Origin of the sequence: Streptomyces enissocaesilis, assembly GCF_039533765.1 — a bacterium.
Lineage (GTDB): Bacteria > Actinomycetota > Actinomycetes > Streptomycetales > Streptomycetaceae > Streptomyces > Streptomyces enissocaesilis.
Window position 1 is genome coordinate 39447 of sequence record NZ_BAAAUD010000026.1, and the last position, 14078, is coordinate 53524.

13 protein-coding genes and 2 pseudogenes are annotated in these 14078 nt (G+C 71.8%); 14 read left to right on the forward strand and 1 reads right to left on the reverse strand.

The features are described 5' to 3' along the window. Positions 1–31: 31 nt before the first annotated feature. The 13 genes from ABD374_RS12955 to ABD374_RS13015 all read left to right on the forward strand — a co-directional run bounded on the left by ABD374_RS12955 (position 32) and on the right by ABD374_RS13015 (position 12978). Entirely contained in the window at positions 32–307 is a 276-nt protein-coding gene (locus tag ABD374_RS12955) for an acyl carrier protein (protein ID WP_344494652.1), read from the forward strand. Further along, on the forward strand, positions 291–1637 hold the full coding sequence (locus tag ABD374_RS12960; protein WP_344494654.1) for an AMP-binding protein: 1347 nt from the start codon (positions 291–293) through the stop codon (positions 1635–1637). Before ABD374_RS12955 ends, ABD374_RS12960 begins: the two co-directional genes overlap by 17 nt. After that, a complete protein-coding gene (locus ABD374_RS12965) occupies positions 1634–2818 on the forward strand; it encodes a phosphotransferase (RefSeq protein ID WP_344494656.1) in 1185 nt (394 codons plus the stop codon). Before ABD374_RS12960 ends, ABD374_RS12965 begins: the two co-directional genes overlap by 4 nt. Before the next feature lies 1 nt (position 2819). After that, a complete protein-coding gene (locus tag ABD374_RS12970; protein ID WP_344494658.1) occupies positions 2820–3668 on the forward strand; it encodes a glycosyltransferase family 8 protein in 849 nt (282 codons plus the stop codon). Then, entirely contained in the window at positions 3665–4234 is a 570-nt protein-coding gene (locus ABD374_RS12975) for a chorismate--pyruvate lyase family protein (RefSeq protein WP_344494659.1), read from the forward strand. The genes ABD374_RS12970 and ABD374_RS12975 overlap by 4 nt, the downstream gene beginning before the upstream one ends. An 84-nt stretch (positions 4235–4318) precedes the next feature. Then, positions 4319–5293: an NAD-dependent epimerase/dehydratase family protein gene (locus ABD374_RS12980; RefSeq protein WP_344494661.1), complete on the forward strand. Its 975-nt coding sequence runs from the start codon at positions 4319–4321 to the stop codon at positions 5291–5293. 55 nt (positions 5294–5348) lie between these two features. Then, entirely contained in the window at positions 5349–6296 is a 948-nt protein-coding gene (locus ABD374_RS12985) for an ABC transporter ATP-binding protein (protein WP_344494703.1), read from the forward strand. Continuing rightward, positions 6293–7075 carry an ABC transporter permease gene (locus tag ABD374_RS12990; protein WP_344494663.1) on the forward strand — a complete coding sequence of 261 codons (783 nt, stop codon included), beginning with the start codon at positions 6293–6295 and terminating at the stop codon, positions 7073–7075. Before ABD374_RS12985 ends, ABD374_RS12990 begins: the two co-directional genes overlap by 4 nt. A 15-nt stretch (positions 7076–7090) precedes the next feature. Continuing rightward, the gene (locus ABD374_RS12995) at positions 7091–8401 is read left to right on the forward strand and encodes a glycosyltransferase (protein WP_344494665.1); all 1311 of its coding nucleotides are present in this window, start codon (positions 7091–7093) and stop codon (positions 8399–8401) included. Positions 8402–8427: 26 nt separating this feature from the next. Beyond that, positions 8428–9579, forward strand: a complete 1152-nt coding sequence (locus ABD374_RS13000) for a hypothetical protein (RefSeq protein ID WP_344494667.1) — start codon at positions 8428–8430, stop codon at positions 9577–9579. 44 nt (positions 9580–9623) lie between these two features. Further along, positions 9624–10730 carry an NAD-dependent epimerase/dehydratase family protein gene (locus tag ABD374_RS13005; RefSeq protein WP_344494669.1) on the forward strand — a complete coding sequence of 369 codons (1107 nt, stop codon included), beginning with the start codon at positions 9624–9626 and terminating at the stop codon, positions 10728–10730. Further along, positions 10727–11968, forward strand: coding sequence for a glycosyltransferase (locus ABD374_RS13010; protein ID WP_344494671.1), 1242 nt, complete (start codon positions 10727–10729; stop codon positions 11966–11968). Before ABD374_RS13005 ends, ABD374_RS13010 begins: the two co-directional genes overlap by 4 nt. Positions 11969–12024: 56 nt before the next feature. After that, positions 12025–12978 (forward strand): NAD-dependent epimerase/dehydratase family protein, encoded by a 954-nt coding sequence (locus tag ABD374_RS13015; protein ID WP_344494673.1) that lies wholly within the window; start codon positions 12025–12027, stop codon positions 12976–12978. Positions 12979–12997: 19 nt separating this feature from the next. Here ABD374_RS13015 and ABD374_RS13020 read toward each other — a convergent pair. Next, positions 12998–13150, reverse strand: a pseudogene (locus ABD374_RS13020) (acyl-CoA dehydrogenase); the annotation flags it as partial. A gap of 83 nt (positions 13151–13233) precedes the next feature. Here ABD374_RS13020 and ABD374_RS34595 point away from each other — a divergent pair. After that, positions 13234–13997: pseudogene (locus tag ABD374_RS34595) on the forward strand (IS701 family transposase); the annotation flags it as partial. Positions 13998–14078: the final 81 nt, after the last annotated feature.

Consider the following 14078-nt stretch of genomic DNA (forward strand, 5'->3'; position numbering starts at 1 on the left):
ACATCTCGTAAGCGTCACTCAGGAGGTTCGGATGTCCACAGATGATCAGGTTCTCTTCAAGGGCGTCGTGGCGGCCATCCGCCAGGCCAAGGAGATGGGCGGCGACGCCGGGACCGAGGTCGGCATGACCTCACGCCTCGACGAGGACCTGGAGATGGACTCGCTCGACCACGTGGCCATGCTCGTGGCCATCGAGGAGAACTTCGGGGTCATCGCCAGCGACGAGGACTTCGCCATGAACTCCATCCGGACCGTCGCCGACGTCGTCGAGGTCGTCCGGGGGCTCACTCGTGCAGCACAGGACTGACTACGTGGTGGCGGGACGGCACGCCACCGAGGACATCGCCGTCACCGCTCACGACACGGGGTCCTGCGCCTCGCTCCTGGCCGACGCCGAAGGACCGGTGGTCGCCCAGGTCGGATCGGCCACGGTGCCCGCCCTGCTCGCGGCGGCCCGCGACCGGGGACGCTCCCTGTGGCTCGTCCCCCGGGACGAGACGTCAGCGACCCTGGACGCCCTCGTCGCCCGGACGCAGGCCGCGACCGTGATCGGCGAAAAGGCTCCCGAGCACCGCATCACGGGGCGCGCCCTGGTCGCCGGCCGCTACCTGTACGCGCAGTCCGACCACTCGGCGCCCGTGCCGCGGCAGGAGACCGACGAGCCCGGCGTGGGCCTCGTCACCTCCGGCTCCACCGGTGAACCGCGCGGCGTGTGGCGGAGCTGGAGCGCGCTGCTCCTCGAAGCGCGCACGGTCGCCGCCGAACTGCGCGTGGGGGAGCACGGGTCGTCCGTCATCTGCGCCGCTCCCCTTTCGCACGCCTACGGCCTGGTCCTCGGACTGCTGGCCGCCGAGGTGACGGAGGCCCGCCCGGTGCTCCTGGAGCAGACCATGACCGGCACCAGGATGCTCCAGCTCGCGGAGCGCTACCGGGCGGGCGTGCTCGTCGCGGTCCCCGCCCAGTACGCGCGCATGCGCCGACGGTCCGCGACGGTCGTCGCCCCGGAGCTGCTCGCGGTCTGTGTGAGCGCCGGATCGACGCTCACCCCCCAGGTCAGGGACTCGTTCGCCGTGTCGTTCGGCCGGGCCATCACCAACCACTACGGAACCACCGCCAGCGGCTCGATTGCCGTGTCCCCGGGAGCGGCCACCCAGGGATGCATCGGCAGCCCCTACCGCGGAGTGGACATCGCGCGGGACGACGACGGGCAGCTCCTGGTCAGGACACCGTGGTCCGCCGACCCGGCGCGGGCGGAGCCGACCGGCGACATCGGGAGCTGGGACGGGCAGTCCTGGCACGTCAGCGGCCGGACCACCGACCAGATCAACATCAACGGACGCAAGACGACGCGGGCCCGCATCGAGGCGGTCATCGCGACGAGCCCACAGGTCACGGACGTCGCCGTCGAGGTGCTGGTCTCTTCGGCCCAGGTGCCCCTCATCGTGGCGTTCGTCGCCGCAGGGAACGACGAGGCGGTCAGCGGGGCCGCCGAGGTGTGCCGCGCCCAACTGCCGCCCTTCGCCCGTCCCAAGCGTTTCGTCCGTGTCGCGTCGATCCCGCGGAGCGAACGCGGCAAGCTGCTGCGTCACCGCCTGCCGCCTCTGCCCGACTCACTGCAAGGAGCCGCTCCGTCATGAGCCGCCCGGTCCTGACCGATCATGCCGTCCGACACCTCCTGACCCGCCATGCCCGGCACGGCATCGACGTCCGGCGGGCGCACGTCGTCGCGGACCTCACCCCGGGGCTGTCGAGCGCCGCGATCGTCCGGGTCGACCTGGGCGGCGAGACGGCCTGGGGCCGCACCGTCGTCCTCAAGGCGTACGGGCCGGCCACCGGCGCCGACGACTTCCGGCAGGACACCCCCGAAGCCCTCCGGGAGGCGGCCGTCTACCGCACCGGCATCGTGGAGCAGCTCACGGCGCGGATCACCACACCGGCCCTCCGCGCCGCCGACACCTCCGAGGACGGGGTGCACCTGTGGCTGGAGGACGTGGCCGACCACCTGACGACGGTGTGGACGACGGAGACGGCGGCGCAGGCGATCACCGCGATCAGCCAGCTGCATACGGCCCGCCACCCCGCGCTCGAAACTGAACTCCCTGAGGAAACAGAGGAGTTCGACGCCTTTCGCCACCATGTTCCGGCCGCGCTGGCCCTGGTCGCGGCCGACCAGGACACCCGGTCCGCGGGCACGCCCGTCCTGACAGCAGCCGACGCCCGCCTGGGGATCCTGCTCCTGGGACGGGCGGCCGACTTCGCCAAGGAGCTGCGGGACGCGCCGGCCGTCTTCCAGCACGGTGACTTCCACATCGACAACGCCGGCCGGCTGCCCGACGGCCGGTTCCTCCTGATCGACTGGGCGCAGGCCGGCCGTGCGCCGGTGGGCGCGGACATCGCGGTCTTCCTCAGCAACTACCGGGCGCGGGGCGGGCATTCCGGCACGCTGACGCAGCACGGCTTCGACGCCGAGATGACCGACGTGTACTGCGAGGGCCTGCGTGCCGGAGGCGCGGACGAGGCCCTGGTGCGGACAGCCCGGCGGGTCATCGACCTGTGGGCGGTCTCCTGGGCGGTCCAGGTCAGGCTCGGCCCCGGACTGGCCGCCGCGTCGGACCCGCGTCTGCCGGAGGGCACCCGCGAAGGCATCGCCCGCGACATCCGCGAGGGACTCGCCCGTGCCCGTACTGCGGCGGAGCGACTCCGCATCGCGGTGGACGACATCCCGGCGGACGGCACCGCAGTCGACGCTGCCGCCGCGAACAGCGAGCTCAGCACGGATCCGGGCACATCCGCCGGCGGACACGAGAGCGAGGACTGACATGAGCAGGGACAGCACCGCACTGGTCATCAGCATCGATTCGGCCTATGTGGACCCGGCCTGCACGATGCTCAGATCACTGGCCGCGAACACCACCCTGGACCGTGTCGACGTCCGCGTCCTGCACAACGACCTGGACGAGGAGGCCGTCCGCCTGCTGCGGGCGCAGCGCCCGGACGTCCTGGACGTGGTGGCGGTGCGCGTGGAGGGCCCGGACCTCACGGTCGACGCCGGTTCGCACATCTCCGACGCGACCTACCGCAAACTCACGGCCTCCGAGGCCTGCGCGGAGTTCGACCGGCTGGTGATCCTCGATGTCGACGTCGTCGTCCTCGGCGACGTGCGGGAGCTCTTCGAGGCGGACCTCGCCGACAGGCCGCTGGCCGCGGTGCAGGACGCCTTCAACCCGCTCCTGACCTCGCCCTTCGCCTTCCCCGCCGGGGACCGGTCCCCGGACGAGTACCGCGGGCTGCCCTACTTCAACTCGGGCGTCATGGTGGTGGACGCGGCGCAGTGGCGGGAGCTGCGGATCGAGGAGCGGGCCGTCGAGTTCGCCCAGGACCGCTCCCGGGTGAAGATCTGGGAGCAGGACGCGCTGAACGGCGTGCTGGCCGGGAACTGGACGCAGCTCGACCCGCGCTGGAACTGCTTCCCCATCAGCGAACTGGCCCGCCACGTGCGGGTGCGGAACATGCTCGCCGTGCGGGGCTCGGGGATCAGCGCGCTCCGGCGCTGGGAGCAGGAGGCGAAGCTGATCCACTTCGTCGGCCGTGACAAGCCGTGGCTCGCGAAGTACCCCGACACCGCGAACCGGCGGCGCTACCTCTCCTACCAGCAGGACGCCGGATGACCGGGCGGCCGGCGGCACAGGCGGAGACCGCCGTCCGGGCGGCGGACCGGCGCGAGGCCGAGATCGCGTTGATCACCGGATTCCTGGAGGTGTTCGACGGGAACGTCACCGAGCTGCTCGGCAGCCTGGCGGGCGCACCGCTCGACATCTCCCGCATCAGCCAGGAAACGGCCGCCCCGGCGGACCGCGGTGTGCTGGCGGAGACGCGGTCACCCGTGCTGCGGAGGGACGTCCTGCTGTCCTGCGGGTCCGTCCCCATGGTGCGGGCCCGGTCCTGGATCGACCTCGCGCAGCTCCCGCCGCCGGTCCGGGACGCCCTGTCGCGAGGCGGCCAGCCCATCGGCCGGGTGATGCGGCAGCACCGCGTGGAAGTGGCCCGGGAGACGCTGTTGTGCCGGGTGCTGCCCGGTGCACTCAGCGGTGGGCGCCGGGGTGCGGACGCGCCGCTCATCGAACGGAAGACGTCCGTGTGGCACGGCGGCCGTCCAGCCATGGAGATCAACGAGATCTTCACCGAGTCGGTCCTCGGCCTGCTCCGCCCAGCCCTTCCGCCTCGCACCCCCTGACCTGACCCCGGCGACCCCGGAGATCGACGACCGAACAGCAGCACGGAGAGACGACCGAACGGCAGCACAGAGAGGCGATACGGAATGAACGACGTGGATGTGGTGACCGGTGCCGGCGGATTCATCGGCGGACACCTGGTGGGAGAATTGCTCCGGCAGGGACGGCAGGTCCGGGCGGTCGACGTGAAACCGTTCGAGGAGTGGCACCAGCTCCACGACGACGCCGCCAACACGCGCGGCGACGTCGCGCTCCTCGACGACGCGCGCAGGGCCGTCGCGGGCGCGGAGGTCGTGTACAACCTGGCGGCCGACATGGGCGGCATGGGGTTCATCGAGAACAACAAGGCCGCCTGCATGCTGTCCGTACTCATCAGCACGCACGTCCTCCAGGCATCCCAGCAAGCCGGCGTCGAACGGTACTTCTACTCGTCCTCCGCCTGCGTGTACGCGGCGGACCACCAGACGTCGACCAGCGGCCCCCAGCTCCGGGAGGGCGACGCCTACCCCGCCATGCCGGAGGACGGCTACGGCTGGGAGAAGCTCTTCAGCGAGCGCATGTGCCGCCACTTCACGGACGACTTCGGGTTCCCCACCCGCGTCGCCCGCTACCACAACATCTACGGCGAGCACGGCACCTGGCGGGACGGACGCGAGAAGGCGCCCGCCGCGCTGTGCCGCAAGGTCGCCGTCGCCGCTCTCACCGGCGAACCGGACATCGAGATCTGGGGTGACGGCAAGCAGACCCGGAGCTTCACCTACATCGACGACTGCGTCGAGGGCACCCTGCGGGTCGCGCGCAGCGACGACCCGACGCCGGTGAACCTGGGCAGTGACGAACTCGTCAGCATCGACGAGGTCGTCGACCTGCTGGAGGAGATCAGCGGCGTCACGGTGCGGCGGAACTACGACACCACCGCCCCGCAAGGCGTCCGGGGGCGGTGCAGCGAGAACACCGAGATCCGGCGGCGGCTCGGCTGGCAGCCCTCGACCGCACTGTCCGTCGGCCTGGAACGCACCTACGCCTGGGTCTACTCGCAGGTGAAGCAACACGTCGCATGAGCCCGTGGCGCGCTGCCGGACCGATCCGCGGGCGAGGAGCAGTCCTGTGACACCGATGATCAGCATCGAGCACCTGACCAAGAAGTTCGCGCGGGCCTCCCGGGAGGTCACCGCCGTCGACGACGTCTCCTTCGAGGTCGACGAGGGGCGGACCGTCGCCCTGCTCGGCCCCAACGGGGCTGGCAAGACGACGCTGTTCCGGATGCTGGCCACCCTGCTGACTCCCACCGGCGGTTCGGCGCGGGTGGCCGGCGCGGACGTCCGCCGCGACCCCGCCGCGGTCCGGGGCCACATCGGCTACGTGGGGCAGATGAGCCCTTCGCCCAGCCGGGGCCTGCGGGCGCACGAGGAGATCTACTCCACCGCGCTCCTGCAAGGGCTCGGCCGCCGGGAGGCGCGCCGCCGGACGACGGACGTCGTCGAATCCTTCGACCTGGGGGCGTTCGCCGACTCGGAGGTGCGCTTCCTCAGCGGCGGGCAGCGCAGACGGCTCGACATCGCCATCGGCCTGGTCCACGAACCCCGGCTGGTCCTGCTCGACGAACCCACCGTCGGTCTCGACCCCGACGCGCGGGCGGAGCTGTGGCGGCACATCCGGCTCCTCCAGCGGGACCGGGGAGCGACGGTCCTGATGTCCACGCACTACCTGGAGGAGGCGGACGCCCTGGCCGACCTGCTGCTCGTCCTCGACCACGGCCGGATCGTCACCAGCGGCGCCCCGAGGGACCTCAAGACGTCCCTCGCCGGCGATGTCGTCACCGTACGGGCTTCGGGACCCGGACCGCGGGAGTGGCCCACGGACAAGCTGCGGAGCCTGGGCGCGGTCAACTCCGCGACGGCCGACGGGGATGTGCTCTCCCTGTCGGTCGCGGACGCGGACACCGCACTCGCGGAGATCGTCGGGATCCTCGCCCTCGAAGGGGCGGACATCGCCTCGGTGCACGTCGACCACGCCACCCTCGACGCGATCTTCGACCAACTGCCGGGCAGGGGAGCACGATGACGGCGGCCCTCGCCCTGCGCGCCACCTGGCTCGTGCCGACGCACGTGATCGCCCGACGGCACCTTGTGATGCTGCTGCGCAGCCCGGTCCGCGTGATGTTCGGCTTCACCCAGCCGTTGATCTACGTCGTGCTCTTCGGCCCGTTCATGGACACCGTCTACCACCGCACGGGCGGCGCGGGCGGCCTGCGGGCGCTGGTCCCCGGCCTGCTGCTGCAACTGACCGTCTTCAGCGCCGGCTTCTCCGGCTACGCCACCCTCCAGGAGCGGCGCGAAGGCATCCTCGACCGGCAGCGGGTCTCCCGGGCCGCCCCGGGCAGCCTCCTCGTCGGCCGGGCCCTCGCCAACGCCATGGTGACCGCCGTCCAGGCCGTCCTCCTCACGCTGTGCGCACTGCCCTTCGGATTCCGCTGCGACGTCCTCGGCGCCGCCGTCGGCATCGCCCTCCTGTGCGTGCTCAACATCGGCGTCAGCGTGGGATCGATGGCACTCGCCTACCGCGTCACCGACGAGACGATCTTCACGCCGATCGTGCAGAACACCTCGCTGCCGCTGGTGATCATCTCGGGCGTCCTGCTCCCGCTGACCCTCGCGCCCGCCTGGCTGCGCGACGTCGCCCGCTTCAACCCTCTCAGCCACTCGGTGGACGCCCTGCGAGCCGCCTACACCGGCGCCGTCGACAGCGGGGCGTTCGCCCGCGGACTGTCGGTGACCCTCGCCCTGTCGCTCGCCCTGACACTCCTCGGACTGAGGTCCTTCGCCCGCAACATCGACCGCTGACATGGAGGCACACCCGTGCGCACCGCAGGCCGGACCGTCCTGTTCTTCCCCTGGAGCCACGGCGTGGGATTCGGCTACGTCGGCCGCTCCCTGACCCTCGCGAAGGAACTGGCCCCCCACGGCATCTCCTGCGTCTTCGCGTCGGACACCAAGGAAGGGCACGTGGCCAGGGAAGGATTCCCCCTGGCCGACCCCGACGACGCCTACGCCACCGCCGTGCCCGACATGGGCGCGCGCCAGGGCGCCTACATTGCGCTGGACGGCCTCGACACCGTGTTCGCCATGGCCCGCTACTACCACCGCTCGCGCCTGGAGGACGAGGTCGAGGCGAACCTGCGCCTCATCAAGGACGTCCGTCCCGACCTCGTCGTCGTCGACCTCAGCCCGACCGGCGCGCTCGCGGCCCGCATCGCGGGCGTACCGCTGCTGTCCATCGGGGACTCGGACTACTACCGGGACGACGACCTCTGCTGGATGCCGCCGGTGGACGGCTCCCGCGTCCGCCGCCCCTACCCGAGCTGTCTGCCGGCCTTCAACGAGATCCTCACCCGGCACGGCCTCCCGGCCGCCGCCCACGTCAGCGATCTCCTCTGGGGCGACAGGACACTGATCGCCAGCACCGAACCGCTGGAACGCCCGCAGCCGCCCATCGCCGTCCGCGGACCGATGGAGATGGTCGGCCCCGTCGAGTGGCGCCCCGCCGATCCGCCGCCCGCCGGGAACGACGGCCTCGGCGACTTCGGCACACCGGGCCGCCGCCTCTACGTCTCCCTCGGCCACGGCGGCAAGTACACGGCTGAACAGCTCACCACCCTCATCTCCGCCGCCACCGGCGCAGGCTGGAGTTGCCTCGTCGGCGCCGGATTCCGCCCGCCCCCCGGCTTCGAGCTGCCCGAACGGGACGCCCGGCGAGTCCGCTCCTCCCCGTTCGCCGGGCTCGACGCCCCGCTCGACTGGGCGGACGCCGTCGTGCACCACGGCGGCTACACCACCGTTTTCGCCGCTCTGCGCCGCTCCCGGCCCGCCGTCGTCCTGCCCTTCATGACCGAACAGGAGGCCAACGCCGTCAACTTCGTAGAAGCCCACGGCGGTGGCTTCCGGCTCCGCTCACTGACCCTCGGTACCGGCCGCGACTACCTGTCCTTCGACCACAGGTACCGGCCCGCCTCCACCGACCCCACCCTCCAGACGTCCGACGTCACCCAGGCACTCGACGAGATCGGCGACGGCACCCATGTGCCCCCCGCCGACATCGCCGCCTCCATCAACGACACCGTCGCCCGGCGCGATCTGCTCACGAGCGTCGCGACGACCGGCAACTGGTGAGCCCGCCCCGCACCCGAGGAGTAGCCGTGCCCCGTATATCCATCGTCACGACCACCATCCGGCCCTCCGACGCCATCGGTGACTACGCGAGGGAACTCGACCGGAGCGGCCTGCCCGGCGAGGTCATCGTGGTCGGGGACCGCCGCGGCGACGCGGAGGTCGCCGCACTGTGCGGCAGGCTGAGCGCCGGGGGACTCGCCGTCCGCCACGTCGGCGTCGCCGACCAGCGCGACCTGCTGCGCCGGGCCGGCCGGCTGCGGCCGTTCCTGCGCTGGAACTCCATCCAGCGCCGCAACCTCGGATACCTGCTGGCCGCGGAGAGCTCCACCGACATCATGGTGTCGGTCGACGACGACAACCTGCCCGAGGTGGGCGACTACCTGCGGCACCATCTCGTGGTCGGCTCGACCGGCCGGTTCCCCGCCGTCCGCTCCGGCGGCGGATGGTTCAACGTGGGGGAGGCCCTGCGCTGCGAGCCGCCCGTGCCCCTGCGCCACCGCGGCTACCCGCTGGGAAGGATCACCCCGCCCGGGTCCCACGAGACGACCCACGTCGAGGGGCGCGTCGTCGTCAACGCCGGCCTGTGGACCGACGACCCGGACATCGACGCCACCACGCGCATCGCCCTGCACCCCGAGGTCACCGCCATCGACGCCCCGTGGAACAAGGAGGCCGTGGCCCTCGCCCCGTCCACCTGGTGTCCCTTCAACTCGCAGAACACCGCGTTCCACCGGGACGTTCTCCCGGCCACGTTCCTGTGGAACATGCGCGAGCCTGTCGGCCACGACGTCATCGACCGCTACGACGACATCTTCATGAGCTACTTCGCCCGGCGGCTCATCGACCACTTCGGCGACCTGGTCTGCTACGGGCCGCCCGTCGTCGAGCAGCGCCGCAACGACCACGACCTGCTGGCCGACCTGACCGGCGAGATCCCGGGGATGCGCCTCACCGACGGGTTCGTCGACCTGCTGCGTTCGATCACGCTCACCGCCACCACCTACTTCGACGCGGCCCGCGAACTGACGGAGCTGCTCCAGGAGGCGGTCGTGGAGCTCGGAGACGACCGGGCGCCGGAACAGGCCTTCTGGCTGCGGAGCCTCGCGGCCGTGGACGGCTGGCTCGATGCCTACACGGCGCTGACTCGCGACTCCGCCCCGGTACCGGCCGCCAGGTGAACCGCGGCCCACGCGCCCGCCGCCTCCGACCCGAAGGGACCCCCATGCCCGACGAACCCGACCTCACCCGCCCCCATGTTGCCCTGCCGCCCGCCACCCGCGCCGGAAAGCCCCTGACCCGGGTGCTCGCTGCCGGCGGCGCCGGCTTCGTCGGCTCCCACGTGTGCGACGCCCTGGTGGCGAACGGCGTCCACGTCGTCTGCGTCGACAACCTGGTCACCGGCCGGCCCGAGAACGTCGCCCACCTCGCCAAGTCACCGCTCTTCACGTTCCTGGAGCAGGACGCCGCCGTGCCGACGGCGGGCCTCGCCCCTCTCGACGCCGTCCTGCACCTGGCGTCACCGGCCTCGCCCCAGGACTTCGACCGGCTGTCGGTCGAGACACTCCAGGCCGGCAGCCACGTCACGCACACCCTGCTGAACCTGGCGGTCGAGCACGGCGCGCGGTTCCTCCTGGCCTCCACCTCCGAGGTCTACGGGGACGCCCTGGAGCACCCGCAGCGGGAGGACTACTGGGGCAACGTCAATCCCATCGGACCGCGCAGCGTCTACGACGAGGGGAAACGCTACGCGGAGTCCCTGGTGACCGCCTACCGGCATCGGCACGGCGTGGACTCCGTGATCGTGCGCATCTTCAACACCTACGGGCCGCGCATGCGCCCGGACGACGGCCGCTGCGTGCCGAACTTCATCACCGGGGCGCTGGCCCAGGATGCCCTCACGATCCACGGGGACGGCAAGCAGACCCGCTCCCTGTGCTTCGTCGACGACCTGGTCCGCGGTCTGCTCGCCGCCGTGGCGAGCGGCCACCACGGCCCGATCAACCTCGGCAACCCGGACGAGGACACCATTGTCAACCTCGCCCAGCGGATCATCACCCTCTGCGGCTCCTCCTCGTCGATGCGCTTCGTGGGGGCGGCCCCTGACGACCCCCGCCAGCGCTGCCCCGACACCAGCGTCGCCCGGAAGGTCCTGGACTGGAGCCCGCAGGTCGACAAGGAGGAAGGGCTGGCCCGCACCATCGAGTGGTTCCGCTCCCACCGCCCGGCCGGCCGAGCCGACGCCGGAGAGGCGCGCGAACACGATCACGGGCACGACCGCGGGCCCGGGCAGGCTCACACCCACGCCGAGGGGGCGAAGGCGCGGTCGTGAAAGCACTCCTCTTCCCCTGGCACATCGGCGCCGGCCACCTGGGCCGCTGCATCGAGTTCGCGAAGAGCATCGAGCGGCACGCCGGATTCGCCGCGCTCATCTGCCAGAACGGCACCGCCACCGACACGGCCCAGGCCCCCGGCGCGCGGGCCCCCGCGGCCCGCAGCAACAACACGGCCAAGTACCTCGTCGTCCCCGACCTCGGCGCCGCCTGGTCGCAGGCGGGCTACTACAACGCCCAGCGGGTCCGCCGCGACGTGCGCCGGGACGCCGCACTGATCGACGAGCACCGGCCGGACGTGGTCGTCACCCACATGCAGCCCACCGCGGTACTCGCCGCCCGGCAGCACGGCATTCCGGTGATCTCCATCGCCGACAGCGACTTCCTCGACGAGGAGGACTGGAGCTGGATGCCGTGGGCGCGCGACAGCGGTCTCCGGCCGCCGCCCTACCCGGACTGCCTGCCCGCGCTCGACACCGTCGCGGGCGAACTGGGACTGGACCCCGTCGGCCGTCCCAGCCGGCTCAACTGGGGGGACGCCACGTTCGTCGCGAGCGCGCCGAGCGTCGAACCCGCGCCGGCCCCGCCCCCCGGACGTCCCCACGCGGTGCACTGCGGCCCGCTCATCTGGTCGGACAAGGACGACCGGCCCGCCGCCCCGCCCACGCCCGGCCGCCCCCAGCTGTACGTGTCACTGGGGAGCGGCGAACTCTGGCCGGGCCAGGTGGACGAACTGCTGACCAGCACGGCGCAGAAACTTGACGCCGTCGTCCTCCGCACCTCGCCCGACGGGCCCGCGGCGGACACCCCGTGGCTCCGCCACGTCGGGTTCGGCACGCTGACCTCGGTCCTGGAGACCGCCGACCTCGTCCTGACCCACGGCGGCCACTCCACCCTTCACGCCGCACTCGGCGCGGGCACACCCGCCCTCGTCGCACCCCTGATGTCCGAGAACGAGAACAACGGCCGCGTCCTCCTCGAGGAGACCGGCGCGGGCCGGTGCGTGTGGCACACCGAGGTCCACGGGTCCGAGCTGCGGTTCCGCGACACCTCGGGGAACCTCCACGAGACCGCGCCCCTCACCCCCGAGGCACTGACGGACAGCATCACCGCCGTGCTGTCCGACCCCTCCCACGGCACCACGGCCCAGCGGCTCGCCCAGGACCTCGCCCGCCTCGGGCAACAGCAGGACGAGTTGATCACCCGCACGGTCCTGGACCTCACCTCAGGGCGGTGAGACCCCCACCGTGACCGCACCGGCCACGGCGCGACACCCCACAAGGAGGCATCAGCATGCGTGTCCTCATCACCGGAGGCGCGGGATTCATCGGCTCCCACCTCACCGAGGCCGCACTCGCGGCCGGCCACGACGTCCGCGTGATCGACGACTTCTCCACCGGCACCGAGGAGAACCTCGCCGGCATACGCGGCCACGCCCGGTTCGCCCTCGACCGCTGTGACATCACCACACCCGAGGCGGCCGACGTCCTGGCCGCCGCCTGCCCGGAGGTCGTCCTGCACCTGGCGGCCCAGGCCAGCGTCCAGTCCTCGCTGTGCTCCCCGCTGCACGACGCGAGGACCAACGTGCTCGGCACCCTGAACATCCTCGACGCCGCGGCCCGTTGCGGGACACGGAAAGTGGTCTTCGCGTCCAGCGGCGGCACCGTGTACGGCCAGGCGCGGGAGACGGATCTGCCGCTCACGGAGCGCCTGCCCAAGGCACCCGAGTCCTTCTACGGCCTGTCCAAGCACGCCGGGCAGGAATACCTGCGCCTGTACAGCCGGCTGAAGGGCATAGAACACGCCTCGCTCGCCCTGGGCAACGTCTACGGCCCGCGCCAGGACCCGCACGGCGAAGCGGGGGTCGTCGGCATCTTCACCCACCGCGTCCTCCGCGGACAGACCTGCACCATCAACGGCGACGGCGAGACCACCCGCGACTACGTCTTCGTGACCGACGTCGTCGACGCCTTCCTCCGGGCCATTGACCGAGGCGAAGGCATGATCAACATCGGGACAGGCGCGGAGACCTCGGTGAACGACGTGCTGCGCGCCGTCGGCCGCGCCGCCTCCGTGCCGGACCCCGCCCACAGGCACGACCCCGCCAGGCCCGGGGAGGTACGCCGTATCTCCCTGTCACCCCGGCGCGCCCGGCGGGAGCTGGACTGGACCCCCGAGGTGCCTTTCGCCACGGGCATCGCACACCTCGTCGCACACCTCCGGCAGCAGCCGCTCCCAGCCGGGTGAGCGGTCGGGTGAGGGCCGGTCAGCCCACCAGGCCGGGGGAGCGCAGCACCAGGGGCGGAATGTCCCAGGCGTCGACGAGATCCACCGCGACCGGACGGACCTTGCGGCACAGGTCGTTCACCTCGCGGCGGATCGCCTTGGAACGCTGCGCGGTCAGCCGGCCGTGCTCCATTCGGTGAGGCGATCACCGCGATGATGGCCGAGCGCGCCTGGTCCGCCCCGGCCGCCGGCGGCGAGGTCCTAGCCCCGACCAGGGGGCAGATGATTGCGGCCGCGCTGGACGCCGGCATCGGCGCATCCTGGGTGACCGGCGATGAAGCAGATGAAGCATACGGACAAGACCCCGGTCTGCGCACACTGTTGGAGTCCCGCCGGACTGGTTACGCCCTGGCCGTCGCCTGCAGCACCCGGGTGCGGATCGACCAGGGGCGAACCGCCGCCCGGGCGGATGCCGTCGCCGACCGCCTGCCCGCCTCGCCTGGCACCGGCAGAGCGCAGGAACCGGAGCGAAGGGGCCGCGCTACTACGACTGGGCCTGGATCGAGATCGGCGCCGACGGCCACCGGCACCTGCTGATCCGCCGCAACCCGAGCAGCGGCGAACTCGCCTTCTACCTGTGCTGGTCCCCACAACGGATGCCGCTGTCAGAGCTGGTCAGGGTGGCCGGGACCAGGTGGTGCATCGAGGAGTGCTTCCAGGCCGCGAAAGGCCAGGTCGGACTGGACCACTACCAGGTCCGCCACTGGACCGCCTGGCATCGGCACATCACCCTGGCCATGCTCGCCCTGGCATTCCTGGCCGCCCTCGCTGCCGACGCGACACCGGTCAGAACCGCACAGCCGAACCGGCCCGCCCGCAGCCCCGACCCCATCGACCTGACCGTTCCCGAGATCCGCCACCTGCTCGGAACTCTGCTGAGCCCACCGAACATATCCCCGCGCGGGCTGCTGCAGTGGTCAAACTGGCGCAGAAACCACCTCCAGGTCCCAGGTCGCCCGCCGAGCCGGACACAAGCATGAAACGACCGCACAGCGCAACAGACCGAAAAAAAGGGTGCCAGATCCAGTTGTAAGAACTCACGGGCAGACCTCAGTGCCGGG